Raw genomic sequence first — 13788 nt, 5'->3', positions numbered from 1 at the left:
GGGCTGCTCGCCGGCGGGCAGGTTGTCGTCGTCGATGGTGCCCTCGTAAGCCTGCCTGCCCGCGCCGAACGCGGCGGCCGCCTTCTTGAGCGCGTTGCTGAAGCCGCCCTTCCTGGCGTCGGCCTCGGAGGTGGCGATGTGGCCGCCGTCGGCCAGCGCCTCGGCGAAGGGGACGAAGGCTCCGTCGATCCACTCGCCGAGCTCCAGCACCAGGTCGCAGACCACCTCGTACGCCTTGCGGCCGGAGTTGGTGGTCAACTCCTTCACCACCACCTTGCGGTGCGTGCGCCAGCCGCCGATGCCGAGCGCCTCGTTGAGCCGGTTGATGATGAACTGCGCCTTGATGCCGGTGGTCGAGTAGCCCTTGCCGGTCTGGCGGCCGTCGGTGCGCTCGATGGCCTCTTCGGGGAACGCCAGGGAGAGCTGCTTGTAGAGCGCCTTCTTCGCCTCGGGTGTCATGGTGCTGCTCCTCGGGCGCGTGCGCGCCCATGAACAACGAAGGCCCCGCGCTCACCATGAGCGGGGGCCTCGGTCGGGTAGAACTGTGTGTGCTGGTGGGCCTTACGGTATGCTTCGCGGGAATGGGCCTATTGCCTTTCGAGAGGTTCTACGCGGAATCGGAACTGGCGCCCCAGGAACTGCTGCGCCGGCTCGCCGAGGCGACCGACGCCCCCAGGTGGTGGGGCCGGTCGCCGTGGGATCCGACCGACAAGGCGCTTGAGGGTCGGGTGGGTGGAAACCGATTCATCGTCTGGACGTTGCTCAAGTTCCAGCGGGACTCGTTCCGCCCAGTTGTTGTCGGCTCCGTCGAGCCGCGTGGAGGTGGGTCCGCCATCCGCGCTGTGCTTCGCCTTCACTGGGCCGTAGCGGTCTTCATGGCATGCTGGATTGCGCTCCCGCTAACCGTTGGCGCGCTGGGCGCCGCTCGCCTGGTTCGCCTCGATGAGGGGTTCTGGGCGCCGTGGCTATTCGCCTTGGCTGGCTATCTGCTCTGCATGGTCTTCTTCTGGTTGGGCTCCAGGCGCGTCAAGCGCATCCTGATCAACGTGACACGGACCTGAGGAAAGAGAACGCGCACCGGCGCGAGCTGCGCGTCCCGACGGCTACCGCTTCACCTTGCCCTTCGCCGGCCCCGACAAGACGACCTCGGCCGCCGCGATCAACACGGCGACCGCGACCTTCTTGAGCAGGGACTTGTTCAACAGCAACGCGACTGGGAGCACGAGCTCCTCCGATCCGGCGGGCCCGCCGAAGGTGGGGGCGGAGGAGCTGCGGTAGCCGATACCCTTGCGGGCACGCGACGCTGGCGTCGCATGCGTCGCGCCTACGCGGCCAGCATCTGGGCGCCAGCCTCCTCGGTGATGGCCGACAGCGCGGCCTGCTTGAGCCCCGCCGCCCGGCCCATCCAGATGGAGGCCAGCCGGGCCCGACGCGGGTCCTCCCGGCCGGTATCCCGCACCAGGCGGTGGTGGTCGGCGTACTCGGTCCAGCCCTGGAAGGCGGCCCAGGCCGTGCCGCGCACCCGCTCGATGCCGATGGCGGTCTCGAAGAGCTGGACCACCTTGCCGCGCTCGGCCTCCAGCCGGCCGTGGTCCCGGTCGTCCTTGGGCACCGGCAGCACCCGGTCGATGGTGGCCAGGAGCCGCTGGTCGGTGAACGGGGTGGTGGCCAGCACGTTGGCCAGCTCGCCGAACCGGATGTAGGACTCGGCCAGGCGGCGGAAGGCCCGGCCGGCCTCGTCGAGCCGCTGCTTGGCGTTGGCGGTGTGCTGGATGCGCCAGGTGGCCCCGCCGCGCTCGCCCAGGGCGACGCCCAGGGTGTTGGCGCAGACCACCCGGGTGGCCACGTTCTTGATGACCACGGCGGTGACGCCGTCGTGGCCGGTGGTGCCGAGGACGTACTTCCTGATGGGCGACGGGTCGCCCTTCACTTGATGGGGTCGGGGAGTTCGCCGAGCAGCCAGCCCTTGATGCCGACCGGGCCGAGCGTGCCGGCGGTGGTGAAGACCGCCTTCACGTCGCCGGCGGCCTCGACCAGGGTGCGGGCCACCTCGGAGAACTGGACCACCTCGTAGCCCTTGCCGACGACGGCCAGGTACTCGCCGCTGTCGCCCCGGACCAGCGCCTTCTTGTCGGGGATGGGGGTGCGGAAGGGCGGGACGTAGACGTCCTTCTCGACCGCCTCGTAGAAGCCGGCGGCCTGGACGATCTCCTCGTAGCTGGCGCGGGCGGGGAGCCGCACGCCGAGCCCGTGCCAGGGCATCTCGCCGACGTAGATCATCTTGTTGATGTCGTGAGCCATGTGGAACCTCGGGACGGACGTCTCCCCCGCCGGCCAGGGCCAGGTGGTTGACGCCGTGATGTTGGTGGTGGAGCGCGGGCCAGGACGGCTCGCGATGGCAGGAAGTCCCTACCAACACCTTATGCCGTAGAAGTCCATGAACTTGCGTTCGCAACCGTCGGGAAGCGAAGTCGATGCTCCTGCGTGCGGATTCGCGCCTCCGTCAGGGCGGCCGCTGCCGTACGGAAGTCCCGGTCATGGCTTCGATTGTCCGGGGCCCACTCGTCCGCCCAGTGCTCTGCTTCACCAGAGTTTCCACCAGGGCTTGCGATCCGTTGACGCTTGCGGCTGATGGACCACCCCCACTTGCGGGTCGTAGAGCGTTAGCCCGTGCTTGGTGGCGAGTTCAAGTAGGAGGGACTTGGTGTGGTCCGCCCGCGACCAGACCGACGCGATGACGAGCGACCCCGGAGACCTGTCCATGGCGCAACTCCACGGGCACAACTCGTGATCCTCGACCCGCTCCTCGGGCACGTCGTCAATCTCCGGATGGCTTGCCGTCAGCTCTTCGTAGAAGGCATCGACGGCACGGTGAGGCTGCACCACGGTTTGGTCACCCTCGCAAAGACGCTCATAGAGCTGCTGCGCCTCACGAGGAGTCAGTGGCTTGTCCGAATGCCAGATCCCGAAGTCGCAGCTCACGTCGTCCTCTCGTACTGAAGATGGTCACATGGCGCACCCATCTTGACCCCCATTCCTACGACGTTCCCGAACGGATCGATGATCTGCCTCATTGGTGACCTACCTCTTCGATCGCCGCGACGAATCGGGCTTGGCGCTGTGAAGTGCGGCGTGCACCAGTTGCGACAGGGCAGGGCCCCTACCTCAAGCCGGATCGCCGTGAAGCCGTGCATGGAGCAGGTCGAGCGCCCAGTGGTTTCCGACCGCGATATGGGCCGCCACCTTGGGGTTCTTCGCGAGCTCCAACCAAGCGGCCTGGAAGCCACGCGCCGCGTCGAGCTGTCCTTCTGCTAGGGCAACGGCTGCCTTGGCCAGGCTGGCGTAATCCTCCATCTTGGCAGCCCCCTGCTGCTCGGCCTTCGACAGCCGCAGTCGAGCCAGGCCCCGGTCTCCCTGGACCAGCGCGGCGAACATGGCACCTTGGAGCCACAGTTCACGCCCCGCCCACCCGTCTCGGCTCACCTGGTCGTTCAGCCCGCGCTCGATCAGGCTGGCCGCCAGCGTGTTGTCGCCCCCATCGACGGCGACTGCAAACGCGCCCAGCATGACGAAGGCCTCCTCGTCCCGGCTGAAGGCGAGGCCGAGCAGATCATCAGGCTGAAGCCCCCACTCCCTCGCTCGGCGGTTGGTCGCGATGGCCTGGTGCAGGCGCGCTGCTGCGGGTCCAGGCGGGGCCGCTCGCCAGGCGCGCCTCGCGACCCTGATGCTGAATGCGGAGGCCAGGACCGCACCGCCGGCGACGAGGTAGACCCCCACCCGTGAGGCGGCATCGATGCCCCCGGTCAGCACGGCGGTCACAAGCAGCACAGCGAGCAGCGCCGCGCCGGCGGCTGCGACCATGGAAGCGATGAAGGTGAACCACCTGGTGACCGTGAAGCTCCACATTCCCATCTGCCTTAGCACGGACCAGCAGTGCAATAGGTGGGGATCGCAGCTTCTACGCTACTGGGGCTGGAGGATGCGCCTGGCCTGCTCCGCCGCCCGTCGGAGCACCCCGTCCACGAGGGTCCAGTCGGCATCGGACGCCGCGAGCTGCTCGGCCACGACGGCACCGGCCCGGATGAAGAGCTCGGCTCCGGGGGCGGGGAGGGTGGGCAGCCGCTCTGGCCGCAGTCCGCCCGCAGTCCAGGCGTCGAGGTCCCGTGCGCCCGCGTGCGCTGTATGCGAAGCTGGTGACCTTGGGGCTCCAGCGGAACCAGCCGCTTGAGCCCCTGTGCAGCCGGGTGAAGCGCATGCGAGATGGACCTGCTCGGGTCGAGCCGAAGCTGCGGAGCGGGCTGTTCGTGCATCCGTTCTGACGGGATCGATCTCGGGATACTCAGTATCGTCGGGCGGCTGGGTGTGGGTTCCGGGCTCCGGAGCGCGGTTGCTGCGAGGACTTCCTTGGCGACACGTTCCTCGGGCTCCCTCGCCTCGACGAGCGCGCGGCGGCCATCGCGGCCTACGGGGTGCACGAGTCCTCGCCCGGTTCTGCGCGAAGGTCAGAGCCCAGGCAGGGCCTCGCTCTTGACCTCGAGGCCTCGCGGCGGCGGTGGGCGCTTGCGCCTGCTCCCCCCGCGCGACCGCCCCAGCGCCGCCTCCGCGGCCAGCCGGTTGTGGAAGGCGCAGCAGCAGCGAAGGTTGGCGGCGGTGGTCTCGCCGCCGAGGGCGAGGGGGACGACGTGGTCGAGCTCCAGCTGCCAGGTGGCGCCGCAGACGCCGCCGGCGTCGAGGGGGAACTGGCAGCGGTCGCCGTCGCGGCGCCGGACCTCGCGCTCGATGGGTGCGGGGACGATCGGGCGCTGCGCGGCGGTGTGAGCGGGCGGAATCGGCGTCGAGGCCGGCGCCGAGTGGAGCTTCCTCGGCCGCTTCACCAGCGCCTTCGCCCGCGCCTGCCTCTCCAGGAGCAGGTCGAGTGCCGCCTCCAGCACCTCCGCCGTGGTGGCCCCATGCCGGGCATGGGAGAGGCCGTCGCGGGCGGTGGCGACCTTCCGGAGGAGCCGGGAGGGGACGGTGACGTGGAGGCGGCGCAGATCGGCGTCGAGGGGCTCGACCTCGTCCTTCCACGCGGCGGAGCGGCCGGCCCGCGCGGGGTGGGTAAAGCCAACTTCGTGCGCACGAAGCGGAGTTGCGGCCTGGAGTGCCGGGGACGCCTGAGCCGGGCTCGACGTGGGCGTCGATTCGGACGCCGATCCTGCCGAGGAGTCGAGTGGGAGGCTTCCGGCCGGCTCCCCGCTCCGTCGCGGTGACACCGTGGCCGCCACCGCCGTCACCACCTCCCTCTGGGGCGGGCTCGACCGGGGAAGGATGGCCGCCGCCACCTCCCGCGCCTCCCGCGACGACCTGCCGTAGAACCGCGGCAACACCTCGGCCTCGTTCTCGGCGGTGAGCACCCGCGCCAGCTCACCCACTGCCGACAGGCACAGCCTCCCGCCGCGGAGCGCCGTCTCGACCGCCGGGTGGCGAGGGAGGAGCCGGGCCGCGGTGAGTCGCAGCCAGGCGGCGCCATTGGAGAGGCCGAGCTCCCGCGTCAGGAACGCGAAGAGGCTGGCGTGGCCGAGCCGCTCCCAGCCGCGCCGGCGGTCGAAGTCGGCGACGGCGAGGAGGAAGTCGGCGGCCGCCTCCCGCTCCCGGGCGAGGAGCCGCGCCAGGGCGTCGCGGTCGACGCGGGCCTCGGCGAGGGTGGCGGGGGGCAGGTCCGGGGTGAGGCGGGAAGGATCGAGCGTGGGGTCGAGGGCGAGCATGAAGCGATCCTCTCATGGAGATCCGCGCCCTCCTGGAACGCACCAGGATCGCCGTGGCGCGACGCTCGGGCCCCCGACCTCGCGAGCCCGGCCGCCGCGCCCGCGCGTCGCCTGCTGGGCGCGTGGGTGCGCCAGGAGGGCCTTGCCGTGGAGTCGCCGCGGCGGAACGCGATCCGAGCGCAAACCTCGTCAAGCGGCGCGTTGGTCCCTGATGTGGTGCGTCGAGCCCGTAGCGTGCGAGGACCGCTGATTCCGACGGTCCTGGTGCCGCCCCGCCGCTTCCATCTCCAACTCTTCCTAGGTGACAGCAGCCCGATCCCCCGATCCCACGTAGTGGTTGGGAGCGAGGGTTCGGGCTGCTGGCGCTCGGCCTGACGCACGCTCCGTCGACACCCTGCAGCGGCGCGGGGCGCTGGAGGATCGCGGCCTTGAGTCGCTCATGCCAGGCGACAACGCCGGCGCCCTTGGTGTCTCGGTGCCCGTTGAGCCCGCGCGACACGTCCCGTCAACGGACCTCGGTCGACGGGGTTCACCCCATCGCCCCTCCGATCTTCATCCGCGGCGAAGACCGCCACATCTTCAGGCCCGTCGAGGCTGCGGAGTCGTCCCTGGAGCCCGTGGACGTGGAGCCCGGTGAAATCGGCTTCGACCCAGAAGGCCGGCTGCTGAACGTCTTGGTGCGCGGGCAGGGGAAGCGGAGATGGTTTGGGATCGACTAGAGCAAGGCCCGAGTCGAGATTGGCCTGGCTGAGCAGACGCCCACGAATGCCGAGGAACTGCTGGCGGTCCTGGGCGAATGGCTCGGGCGGGTCGAGAAGGCGCCGGAGCTCGCCACCGGGCCTCTCGCAGTACTCGTGGCCAGGGCAAATAGACACGTCATGTAGACTTGAGCAGTAGCACTAGCCGGCACGCGAGCCGCAGCACATGCAGGGGCTTTCCACGGATCCGGCCCCAGGACGTAGAGTGCGAGTGATGAAAGACCCCAGACCCATCCTCACCGCGCCCAGCGGCAACCCGACGTACCTCCCGTCGGGCGACATGCAGGCGTCGCTTCGAGCGAGCGACACGGCGTGCTTTCGAGCGTGCCTATCCCGGGCCACGCACATGTCGCTCGCGCTATTCGGGCAGCGAATCACCTCGGAACCCGGTGCGAAGGCCCGCAAACACCTGTCTGAAGCGGTTGCGACGCTGGCGCCCGTGAAGGTACTGGCCTTGTACGCGGCGCGTCGATGGCTCACCACGAGCCGAGCCGCGTCAGCCATCCTGTTCGCCGAGGTCAGCGACCAGGTCCGCAACCAGGTCAGGGATGCGTCAGAGGTATTCTTCTCCATTGGGGCCTGGGAGGACCTCGCCCTCTACCGTTCAGACCGGATCCTGCTTTGCACGGAGACGCACGAGAAGGAGGGCATGGTGTACGGCGACAGTGCCGAACTGCGGCGGTGGGGCTTGCAGCCGAGCCCGGTCCAAGCTGTGCGGCTCGAAGCAGAGCGGATCGGTGACCACCACTTGGGAGAGATCTTGGCGGCTGCCTCTAGGTAGCCCGCGGGAGGCTAGCGGACTGCTCCGCCGCCCGCCGCAAGATCCCCGCCACCACTTCGCGGGACGCGCCCGCGGCCACCGCGCGCTCGGCGACGACAGCCCCCGCCTCCGCGAACAGCTCCATCTGCACCGCCGGTAACGCGACCTCGCCGCCGGCCCGCAGTTCCCCAGCAGTTCTCGCCTGCACACCGGACGCACCAGGCTTGTCTCCGTGGGAAGTTCGCTCCTCCGCGAGTGCAGTGGATTCGCCCCCTTGCGGCCCGATGCGACCCGGTGAAGCCGGTGCTTTACCCTGCGTCCCATTTCGAACCGAAGCTGCGGAGCGGGCTGTTCGTGCATCCGTTCTGACGCCCGTCGCCTCCGAGACGCCAGCAGCCACGTCTGACCGAGGGACGCCACCGCCCCGGGAGCGCCCGCTCCCGGCGAGGGCCACCTGCGGCCGCTCGGCGCCCCGCGCCCCTTGACAACACGTAACCTAGTGGTTACATGATGTCGCATGGACGAAGCCGCCAGCGCCGTGGCCGACCCGACGAGGCGGGACATCCTGCGCCTGCTGCGGGATGCGCCCCGGCGGGCGGGGGCGATCGCGGGCGCGTTCCGCGTGACCCGACCCGCCATCAGCAGGCACCTGCGCGTGCTGCGCGCGGCCGGGCTGGTGGTGGACGAGGCGCAGGGGCGCGAGCGCGTCTATCGGCTGGAGCTCGGGCCGCTGGCGGCCATCGAGGAGTTCATCGCCGAGCTGCGGCGCGATCCGGCAGGCGAGTGGGAGCGCCGGCTCATGGCGCTCGAGACGGAGGTGCATCGCGTGAAGCGCGAGTCGAAGCGGCGCGCGGCGGTGAGGCACGTGGTGGGGCAACGGCGAGAGAAAGGAAGGACCGGATGAAGAACCCGACAGGACGGCTCGAGGGCAACGACCTGGTGCTGACGCGCAGGTTCGAGGCGCCGATCGAGGACGTGTGGGAGAGCATCACCCGGAGCGAGAGCACGGCGCGCTGGTTCGGCTCGTGGACGGGCACGCCCGGCGTGGGGAACACCATCACCATCCGGATGGTCTTCGAGAAGGACGGGCCGGAGTCGGAGGCGCACATCGACGCGTGTGAGCCGCCGCGGCGGCTGGCGCTGACCACCAAGGGCGAGTGGGGCATGACGCTCGAGGTCACGCTCACGCAGGCGGGCGGCGTCACGGAGCTGCGGTTCGTGCATCGCCTGACCGATCGCAAGCTGGCGCGCGACTTCGGACCGGGCTGGGAGTACTACCTCGACAACCTGGTCGCGGCGCGCGCGGGCGAGCAGCTGCCGGCCTTCGACGAGTACTACCCGTCGATGCAGGGGCACTACACCGACCCGTAGGGCCGGGGCGGACCGAGGTCGGCGGGCGCCCTGGCGGGGTCCGCCCGGGGACCGCCTCACGCCGCCGCCCTCCTCGTGTCGTCGCGCGGGGGGCGACGCCGCCACCTGCCCCGCCCCGGCGCGCCACCCGGTCAGGCCAGGGGTGGCTCCCCGCGCCAGAAGCGGTGCCAGTCGGCCATGGCGAGGCCGCGGTGCGCCCGCAGTGACCACCAGAGCGCGGGCGCCAGCAGCAGCGCCACCGGCAGGTACAGCAGGACCACGGCCGGCGGCTGGCCGCCCGGCAGCACCGCCGAGGCGAAGAGCGTGAAGTCCCACAGGGCGTGCACGATCATGAGCGGCCAGAGCGCGCCAAGCCTGATCGCCAGCGGCGCGAAGACCAGGCCGAAGGCGCCGGTCACCAGGACCTGGACGCCGACCGCGCCGGGCGGCGAGCCGCCCAGGAGGTTGACGGCGTGGAGCAGCGCGAACCCGAGCGCGCTCACCCGCATGGCGTGGGCCATCCCGGAGTGCCGCCAGGCGCCCTGCAGCAGGAGGCCCCGGAAGACCAGCTCCTCCGAGAAGCCGACCAGCGCCGTGCAGGCCGCCACCAGCGCCAGCAGGGTCCACCGCGCCGGCGTGAGCTGCGGCGCGGCCTGCGCCAGCGCCAGGGCGAAGGTGACCACCCCGGCCAGCACCGGCAGCGCCAACGGCAGGAGCCAGAGGAGACCGGAGGGCCGCGGCCGGCCCAGGGTGAAGGCGCGCCACCCGCCGTGGGCCCGCGCCGCCACCACCGCCCAGGCGGTCAGGAGCACCTCCACCGGGGCGATGACGTACACCATCTCGGGCTGGCCGTAGGCGTAGCCGAAGCCGTGGTGCATGACGGCCATGCCCACGGCCATGATGGCCACGTACGCGGCCGCGGCGGCGGCGGGGCCGAGCACCTAGGGGGCCTTGCCGGAGAAGGTCAGGGTCTCCCCGAACTGGTAGGCGTAGGCCAGGCCCAGGGTGGCCCCGCTCTGGTCGATGGTCTCCAGGCCCGGGTAGCGGGCCTGCCGCCGCTCCGCGCTGGTCTCGAGCTTCACCGAGTGCGGCCCGGAGAAGCGCCAGGTCAGGTCGAGCTGGCTGAAGGTCATGTCCTCCCACGACCCGCTCTCGGCCGTGGCGCTCCCGGAGACGAAGTACTCCCGGCCCAGCGCCTCGAGCCAGAGGGTGTCGCGCCAGACCACCCCGATGTTGGTGAACACCACGGCCTGCAGCCCGAAGTGGTAGTCGCGCCGTCCCACCGGGTCCTGCAGCGAGCCGCCGGCCCCGTAGCCCGCCGAGAGGATGGCCTGGCCCTGCAGGAGGAAGTCCCCGCCCAGCGGCACGTGGTACACGGCGCCGATCCCCAGCGCCGAGGAGCTGGCCCGGAACAGGGTGGGGGTGAGCAGGTCGTAGGTGCCGTAGAGCCCCCACAGGCCCTTGGCCTGCCCCACCCCGAAGGGCGCCCCGACCAGCAGCCCGTGGATGGAGAAGTTCCCGGTGGCGCTGGCCCCGCCGGCGTCCTCGCTCAGGCCGATCTGGGCCCGCACGTCGAAGTAGTCGAAGGGGGCGCGGAAGCCGTGGCCGCTGCCCGGGTGCCCTTGCACCACCTTGGCACTCACCAGGCCGGTCTGGGTGTGCCCCAGGCTGGTGCCGTCCTGCTTCGAGGCGCCGGCGTACTGGAAGCCGAGCGTCAGCTCGCCGGTGAGGGGCAGGTCCTCGGGCGGCGGGCGGTAGCGGTCGCCGTGGAGCACGCGGTTGAACCCGTTGACAGGCGAGACCGCCGCGGCCCCCAGCTGGCGCCAGCGGGAGGGCGCGCCGCCGCCGTCGTCCAGCACCCGGTTGGCGAGGCGGAAGAGGATCTCGCCCAGGAAGGACCCGGCCACGGTGGTGGTGATCTGGTCGTTCACCGAGGGCGGCTCCAGCTCCCCGGCCGTCTCCCAGAGCAGGCTGCCGGTGAAGGCGAAGGCCGAGGAGACCCAGAACCCGTGGCCGAGGGTGCGCGCCGTCGAGAAGTAGAGGTGCCCCTGGTACGGGTGGCCGAACTGGTTGGTGGCGAACTTGTCCTCGTCGTACCACCACGGCCCGTTGAGGTGATCCTTGAAGCTGGCCCAGGTGGAGTGGAAGGTGGGGTCATCGATCATGGTGCGGCCCCACAGGCTCAGGACGGTGCTGACCCCCACCAGCTCGAGCGGCGGGAGCCACCAGCTGGGGGGGCGCGCCGCCACCGCGGGTGCGCCGGGCGGGGTGAGGCGGAGCTCGGGCGCGGTGGGCGGCTGCACCGCCAGGTCGGCCGCGGGTGCGCCGGAGGCCTGGGGGGCCGGCGCGGCGCCGCCCACCGCCTCCTGGGCGCCGGCCAGGGCCGGGGTGGCCAGCACGAGCCAGAGGCTGAGCGCGGGCAGGGCGCAGGCGGAGCGGGACGGCGGAGCGGGCGGGCGAGGGAGCCGGACGGCGCTGGGAGGAGCCATTTGACGGCGGGTTTTACGATCCTCCCCGGTCCGGTTGCACGGGAAAATGCCGACTCGGCGCGCCGACCCACCCCCCGCCGTAGTAGACCGGTGCCCATGAACGCGCCGACCACCAGCCGGCCCGCCCGGCCGCTCCCCGCGCCGCCCTCGCGCCTGGCCACCGCCCTGCTGGCCGCCGCCCTGCTGGCCGCCGCGCCGGCCGCGGCCGACACCTCCAACTTCCGCCCCTACCTGGTGGGCGCGCGCGCCGCCGGCATGGGAGGGGCCGCCACGGCGCTGGCCGACGACGGCGCCGGCCCCTGGTACAACCCGGCCGGCATCGCCTTCGTGGAGCGCTCCCAGCTCTCGCTGAGCGGCTCGGCCTACGGGCTGGTCTCCGGCACCTTCGAGGACGCGCTCGGCGACGGCCGGCGCTTCGCCTACAGCACCCTCGACAGCTTCCCGACCTCCACCACGGCCGTCTGGCGGCTGCCGGATCCGGCGCCCGGCGAGTCCCAGGCGCTGGGCGTCGGGGTCTACCTGCCGGACGGCTTCTCGGCGGACGACCGCGACCGGTTGGGCTCCCCGCAGAACGCCTTCCTGTTCACCAGCACGCAGCAGACCCTCTGGTTCAACGCCACCTGGGCGCGCCGCGCCGGAGCCGTCGCGGTGGGCGTGGCGGCCTACGGCCTGGTCCGCACCGCGCTCGACTCCTTCGACCTCACGGTGATCGACGCCACCGACCCCTCCCGCTTCGCCACCATCACCCAGCGGGTCGACTCGACCTCCTACGGCGCGGTGCTCGCCGCCGGCCTGCGCTGGGACGCGGCGCCCGGCCTCCACCTCGGGCTCTCGGTCACCTCGCCGGCGCTGGGCTTCGGCGCGCGGCGGGTCTACTCGCGCGCCACCACCGGCGCCGGCCTGTCGGCGCCCGGCGCCCCCGCGGTGGCCGAGGTGGTCAACGAGGACGGGCTGGACGCCGCCCCCACCGAGCCGGCCCGCCTGCGGGGAGGCGTGGCCTGGACGCGAGGTGCGCTCACCCTGGCGGCCGACCTGATCTGGCGGCTGCCGCGCACCGTGGTGGACGACGCGGACCGTGCGGCCGAGGGGCTGGAGCGGCGGGTGGTCCAGCTCGGCGTGCTGGACGCCTCGGTCGGCCTGGAGGTGGTGGCGGCCGGGCGCTTCCCGCTGCGGGCCGGGCTCTTCACCGACCGCGCCGCCTCGCCGGGGCGGGCCGGGGTGGTCAACACCGCCCGCATCGACCGCTACGGCGCCTCCGCCTCGGCCGGGTTGCAGACCGCCCAGACCTCCTCCACGGTGGGCCTCAACCTGAGCTTCGGCACGGGTCACGACGTGGTACCCGACAACCTGGACTTCACCCAGGTCAAGACCACCCGGGCCACCCAGCGCCTGCTCTACGTGTTCATGGCCACGTCCTACGAGTTCTGAGGCCCCCGGGGTGCGCGCGGGCGGCGGCGGCGAGCGCCGTGGCCCGCGCCGCACCGCCCCGAAGGGCGTGGCGCGCCAGCGCGTCGCGCGGCATCTCCTGTGCCGTGCCGCTTCCCGCCGCTCCCGCCCCCGCCGCGCCCGCCCTGGTGCTCTACGATGGCGCCTGCGGGCTCTGCCGGGGCGCGGTGGCCTGGCTCCTGGCCCACGACCCGGCGGGACGGCTCCGCTTCGCGCCGCTCGGGGGCGAGACGGCCCGGAGCCTGGCCGCCGGCCGCCCGGGCCTGGAGGCGGACGCCGACTCGGTGGTGCTCATCGCGGGAGGGCGCACCTGGCTGCGGAGCCGCGCGGTGCTGCGGGCGCTCGGCCACCTGCCGGCGCCCTGGCGCTGGGCGGCGCCGCTGGCCCGGCTGCCGGCCTGGCTGCTCGACCCGCCCTACCGGCTGGTGGCGCGACGGCGCCGCCTGCTGCGGCGCGCCGCGCCGGCCTGCGCCCTACCGGACCCCGACCACGCGACCCGCTTCCTGCCGTGACGGCCCGAGCAGCCCCTCCACGGCACCGACCAGCTCGGCCACGCCGAAGGGCTTGTGCAGCACCGCATCCACGGGGAAGGCGTCGCTCGGCGTCGGCATCCCGGTGGCCAGGATGATCTTCAGCTGGGCCAGCCGGGTGTCGGCGCGGATGCGCCCCACCAGCTCCGGCCCGCTCAGGCCGGGCATCATCATGTCGAGGATCACCACGGAGGGGAGCGGCTCCCGCCCCAGGGCGGCCAGGGCGGCGTGCCCGTCGGCCACGGTGTCCACCACGCAGCCCTCCAGCTCGAGGGCCTCCGCGAGGTTCTCCCGCAGCGCGGCGTTGTCGTCGACGACCAGGATGCGGGTGCTCGGGCTCACGAGCCCACGATCTAACCCCGTGTCACGGGCGGGGCAACCCGGGCCGGGCCTGGTCCGGCGAGTGGAATAAGCGGACGCTTGGGCCGTAGGGGTCAACGACATGGTCACCTTCCTGCTCTGGCTGCTCCTGCTGGTCTGCTGCTGGCCGTTCGCCCTGCTGGCGCTGCTGCTCTACCCGCTGGTGTGGCTCCTCTCGCTGCCCTTCCGCCTGCTCGGCGTCGCGGTGGACGGGGTCTTCGGCCTGCTGCGGGCGGTGCTCACGCTGCCGGCCCGCCTCCTGGGCGGGCCGGGCGCGCTGCGCGGCTAGGGAGCGCCACCGCCACGCCTCGCCTGGCCGCGGCGGGACCGGCGCCGGTCCGCTACACGAGC

General features: G+C 72.3%; 13 protein-coding genes and 2 pseudogenes. 7 read left to right on the top strand and 8 right to left on the bottom strand.

All coding sequences use genetic code 11. The features are described 5' to 3' along the window. Window positions 1-39 precede the first annotated feature (39 nt). Window positions 40-459 (bottom strand): annotated as a pseudogene (locus IPO09_10135) (hypothetical protein). Between the two features lie 29 nt (window positions 460-488). Between IPO09_10135 and IPO09_10130 the strand changes: the two are divergent. Beyond that, window positions 489-1061: a hypothetical protein gene (locus IPO09_10130; GenBank protein ID MBK9517693.1), complete on the top strand. Its 573-nt coding sequence runs from the start codon at window positions 489-491 to the stop codon at window positions 1059-1061. Window positions 1062-1324: 263 nt separating this feature from the next. On the opposite strand, the pseudogene IPO09_10125 reads toward IPO09_10130, so the two are convergent. The 4 genes and pseudogenes from IPO09_10125 to IPO09_10110 all read right to left on the bottom strand — a co-directional run bounded on the left by IPO09_10125 (window position 1325) and on the right by IPO09_10110 (window position 5744). Next, window positions 1325-2301, bottom strand: a pseudogene (locus IPO09_10125) (DUF932 domain-containing protein). Window positions 2302-2583: 282 nt separating this feature from the next. After that, window positions 2584-2982: a hypothetical protein gene (locus IPO09_10120; GenBank protein ID MBK9517692.1), complete on the bottom strand. Its 399-nt coding sequence runs from the start codon at window positions 2980-2982 to the stop codon at window positions 2584-2586. Window positions 2983-3165: 183 nt separating this feature from the next. Next, window positions 3166-3906 (bottom strand): hypothetical protein, encoded by a 741-nt coding sequence (locus tag IPO09_10115; GenBank protein MBK9517691.1) that lies wholly within the window; start codon window positions 3904-3906, stop codon window positions 3166-3168. Between the two features lie 596 nt (window positions 3907-4502). Continuing rightward, the gene (locus tag IPO09_10110; protein ID MBK9517690.1) at window positions 4503-5744 is read right to left on the bottom strand and encodes an HNH endonuclease; all 1242 of its coding nucleotides are present in this window, start codon (window positions 5742-5744) and stop codon (window positions 4503-4505) included. A 972-nt stretch (window positions 5745-6716) separates the two neighbouring features. Between IPO09_10110 and IPO09_10105 the strand changes: the two genes are divergently transcribed. The 3 genes from IPO09_10105 (at window position 6717) to IPO09_10095 (ending at window position 8633) form a co-directional block, all read left to right on the top strand. Further along, window positions 6717-7283 (top strand): hypothetical protein, encoded by a 567-nt coding sequence (locus IPO09_10105; GenBank protein ID MBK9517689.1) that lies wholly within the window; start codon window positions 6717-6719, stop codon window positions 7281-7283. A 496-nt stretch (window positions 7284-7779) separates the two neighbouring features. Continuing rightward, window positions 7780-8166, top strand: a complete 387-nt coding sequence (locus IPO09_10100; GenBank protein MBK9517688.1) for a winged helix-turn-helix transcriptional regulator — start codon at window positions 7780-7782, stop codon at window positions 8164-8166. Further along, window positions 8163-8633 carry an SRPBCC family protein gene (locus IPO09_10095; GenBank protein ID MBK9517687.1) on the top strand — a complete coding sequence of 157 codons (471 nt, stop codon included), beginning with the start codon at window positions 8163-8165 and terminating at the stop codon, window positions 8631-8633. Before IPO09_10100 ends, IPO09_10095 begins: the two co-directional genes overlap by 4 nt. A gap of 131 nt (window positions 8634-8764) precedes the next feature. Here IPO09_10095 and IPO09_10090 read toward each other — a convergent pair whose 3' ends face one another. Both IPO09_10090 and IPO09_10085 read right to left on the bottom strand, forming a co-directional pair. Beyond that, complete coding sequence (locus tag IPO09_10090) at window positions 8765-9553, bottom strand: CPBP family intramembrane metalloprotease (protein ID MBK9517686.1); 789 nt, start codon at window positions 9551-9553, stop codon at window positions 8765-8767. Continuing rightward, the gene (locus IPO09_10085; protein MBK9517685.1) at window positions 9554-11101 is read right to left on the bottom strand and encodes a DUF3943 domain-containing protein; all 1548 of its coding nucleotides are present in this window, start codon (window positions 11099-11101) and stop codon (window positions 9554-9556) included. Between the two features lie 96 nt (window positions 11102-11197). On the opposite strand from IPO09_10085, the gene IPO09_10080 reads away from it, so the two are divergent. Together IPO09_10080 and IPO09_10075 are read left to right on the top strand one after the other, a co-directional pair. Then, the gene (locus tag IPO09_10080) at window positions 11198-12529 is read left to right on the top strand and encodes a hypothetical protein (protein MBK9517684.1); all 1332 of its coding nucleotides are present in this window, start codon (window positions 11198-11200) and stop codon (window positions 12527-12529) included. Window positions 12530-12633: 104 nt separating this feature from the next. Next, the gene (locus IPO09_10075; protein MBK9517683.1) at window positions 12634-13059 is read left to right on the top strand and encodes a DUF393 domain-containing protein; all 426 of its coding nucleotides are present in this window, start codon (window positions 12634-12636) and stop codon (window positions 13057-13059) included. Here the strand turns inward: IPO09_10075 and IPO09_10070 are convergent. Next, complete coding sequence (locus IPO09_10070) at window positions 13021-13521, bottom strand: response regulator (GenBank protein MBK9517682.1); 501 nt, start codon at window positions 13519-13521, stop codon at window positions 13021-13023. The two genes, IPO09_10075 and IPO09_10070, sit on opposite strands and share 39 nt — an antisense overlap. On the opposite strand from IPO09_10070, the gene IPO09_10065 reads away from it, so the two are divergent. After that, on the top strand, window positions 13520-13726 hold the full coding sequence (locus IPO09_10065) for a hypothetical protein (protein MBK9517681.1): 207 nt from the start codon (window positions 13520-13522) through the stop codon (window positions 13724-13726). The genes IPO09_10070 and IPO09_10065 overlap by 2 nt on opposite strands. The last annotated feature ends 62 nt before the right edge of the window (window positions 13727-13788 follow it).

This window comes from Anaeromyxobacter sp. (assembly GCA_016718565.1).
In the GTDB taxonomy this organism is placed as follows: Bacteria; Myxococcota; Myxococcia; order Myxococcales; family Anaeromyxobacteraceae; genus JADKCZ01.
This window is presented reverse-complemented; position numbering and strand designations above follow the sequence as displayed.

Bases quoted from the DNA above. Each gene is read 5' to 3' on its own strand.
- IPO09_10130 (MBK9517693.1), top strand. From the start codon at position 489: ATGAACAACGAAGGCCCCGCGCTCACCATGAGCGGGGGCCTCGGTCGG.
- IPO09_10115 (MBK9517691.1), bottom strand. From the start codon at position 3,906: ATGTGGAGCTTCACGGTCACCAGGTGGTTCACCTTCATCGCTTCCATG.
- IPO09_10110 (MBK9517690.1), bottom strand. From the start codon at position 5,744: ATGCTCGCCCTCGACCCCACGCTCGATCCTTCCCGCCTCACCCCGGAC.
- IPO09_10105 (MBK9517689.1), top strand. From the start codon at position 6,717: ATGAAAGACCCCAGACCCATCCTCACCGCGCCCAGCGGCAACCCGACG.
- IPO09_10100 (MBK9517688.1), top strand. From the start codon at position 7,780: ATGGACGAAGCCGCCAGCGCCGTGGCCGACCCGACGAGGCGGGACATC.
- IPO09_10095 (MBK9517687.1), top strand. From the start codon at position 8,163: ATGAAGAACCCGACAGGACGGCTCGAGGGCAACGACCTGGTGCTGACG.
- IPO09_10085 (MBK9517685.1), bottom strand. From the start codon at position 11,101: ATGGCTCCTCCCAGCGCCGTCCGGCTCCCTCGCCCGCCCGCTCCGCCG.
- IPO09_10080 (MBK9517684.1), top strand. From the start codon at position 11,198: ATGAACGCGCCGACCACCAGCCGGCCCGCCCGGCCGCTCCCCGCGCCG.
- IPO09_10065 (MBK9517681.1), top strand. From the start codon at position 13,520: ATGGTCACCTTCCTGCTCTGGCTGCTCCTGCTGGTCTGCTGCTGGCCG.
- IPO09_10070 (MBK9517682.1), bottom strand. From the start codon at position 13,521: ATGTCGTTGACCCCTACGGCCCAAGCGTCCGCTTATTCCACTCGCCGG.